Source organism: Vibrio sp. 10N.222.46.A1 (genome assembly GCF_041473595.1).
GTDB classification, from domain to species: domain Bacteria; phylum Pseudomonadota; class Gammaproteobacteria; order Enterobacterales; family Vibrionaceae; genus Vibrio; species Vibrio tasmaniensis_A.
Window position 1 is genome coordinate 1 of the sequence record NZ_JBFRSN010001050.1, and the last position, 935, is coordinate 935.

At 43.1% G+C, this 935-nt stretch carries 2 protein-coding genes; both read right to left on the minus strand.

Annotated elements, in window-relative coordinates:
• The coding region (locus AB4496_RS23610; RefSeq protein WP_372132192.1) for a Na+ dependent nucleoside transporter N-terminal domain-containing protein at nucleotides 1-481 on the minus strand (481 nt) is incomplete at its 3' end.
• 204 nt (nucleotides 482-685) lie between these two features.
• Nucleotides 686-935 (minus strand): TatD family hydrolase (locus AB4496_RS23615; RefSeq protein ID WP_372132195.1); only part of this gene is annotated, 250 nt, incomplete at its 5' end.

The following is a 935-nucleotide window of genomic DNA, read 5'->3' on the forward strand; positions in this document are numbered from 1 at the left end:
CAAATGGACGAACAACTAGAGGCGCTTCCGTTTGACCAACGAAGATGTTTGCAGCTGCAGACATAGACTCGGCGCGAGAAGTACCTAGAGCTTTCTGAAGACCACCACCAAGAACCTTGATTACAACTTGCATCGCACCAATGTAGTAAAGTACAGAGATAAGAGCAGAGAAGAAGATTAGTGTTGGTAGAACTTGGAATGCAAAGATGAATCCGATACCGTCAACTGAGAAGTTAACAAGGCTACCAAATAGGAAGCCAGTACCATCTTTACCGTAGTCGATCACGTTTGCTACACCAGCAGAGAAACCTGCAAGTAGATCACGACCCCAAGGGATGTAAAGTACGAATGCACCAAGTGCGAATTGGATAGCGAAAGCGCCACCCACTGTTCTTAGATTAATTGCTTTGCGGTTGTCGGATAGTAGTACTGCGATTGCAATCAGTGCAACCATTCCGACGAGGCTCATAAACAGGCTCATAGTTTATGACTTCCTTATTAGTTATTTATTGGCGTGTTACAAAATGGGGCTATAAAGCGGAGGCAATTATACTCATGCGACCACTAATAAAGTAATGCCGTCCTCACACTTTCGTAGAAGATTCATGTACCATTCACACGTAAATGTGAGCCGAATCACAAGCCAAGTGCAATTTACGCAAACGATAAACAAAAACCTTCGATTTTATTCACATATACCGAATGCGCGATGGCTATTTTGCCAAATTTGCGCTGCAACCGATTGCTTCGGTTCTTTTCTAAGCAAAAACAGTTCATTTAAGATCGTAACTAAATACTTGGAATGATTAACATTTCCTTGTTTTCCATGCATGGGCATATCCGGGGCATCCGTTTCTAATACCAGGCACTCAAGAGGCAGTTTTGAGATAGTGGTGCGTGTTTTTTGTGCTCTTGGGTAAGTAATCGTTCCACCG